The 842-nt window shown below is 57.6% G+C and carries 1 protein-coding gene; it reads left to right on the top strand.

What is annotated here, in order from left to right; genetic code table 11:
* Positions 1 to 803, top strand: an 803-nt coding sequence (locus FNJ47_RS46285; RefSeq protein WP_163163471.1) for an IS701 family transposase, incomplete at its 5' end; no start/stop codon positions are given.
* Positions 804 to 842 lie beyond the last annotated feature (39 nt).

The raw sequence follows: 842 nt of genomic DNA, 5'->3' as shown, positions 1-842 counted from the left end.
CCAAGCCGGAAATTGCTTTGGCCGAGATTGATCGCGCGATAGCAGCCAACGTGCGCTTTGGATGTGTGCTGGCGGATGCAGGATACGGACTTAGCGCACCATTTCGACAAGGGCTAACAGAGCGCGGGCTGGCCTGGGCTGTCGGCATCCCTCGGCACCTGAAGGTGTATCCGGTCGATGTGAAGCTCATTTGGCCGATTACCAAAGTCCGCGGGAAACCACGAAAGCACCACGTGCCCGATATCTTATCAATTGCAGCAGAACACATGCTGGCCAGCGCCAAATGGAAAGCCGTGAGCTGGCGCAGCGGGACGAAAGGTCGGCTGAAAGCCCGATTTGCTGCTCTCCGTGTCCGCACCGCCGACGGCCCTCCTCAGCGGATTTGGGATAAAGGTCAGCAGCATCTCCCGGGCGACGAAGCTTGGCTCATTGGCGAGCAACGTGCCTCAGGGGAGAAGAAATACTATCTTGCCAATCTCCCTGCGGCGACGGATCTGCGCACACTAGCCGCCACCATCAAGGCAAGATGGATTTGTGAGCAGGCGCATCAGCAGTTGAAGGAGGAACTCGGACTTGATCACTTCGAGGGGCGATCATGGAAGGGTCTTCATCGTCACGCCCTGATGACAATGATTGCCTACGCCTTCCTGCAGCATCGTCGCCTCGCACACGCGGGGCGGAAAAAAAAGAATCAACGGACCTCCGCCTCAGCCAACCATGCCCGCCGTACGTCACGCCATCGTCGGTCTCATCCTTCGGCCGCCGTCTCAGCGGTGCCCACACTGCCGAAAACAAATCCTTGAAAAACACCGGTACAAATAGATTCTGCCAAAGTAGTGCTA

Source organism: Bradyrhizobium uaiense (assembly GCF_010811875.1).
Classification (GTDB): domain Bacteria; phylum Pseudomonadota; class Alphaproteobacteria; order Rhizobiales; family Xanthobacteraceae; genus Bradyrhizobium; species Bradyrhizobium uaiense.
This window is presented reverse-complemented; position numbering and strand designations above follow the sequence as displayed.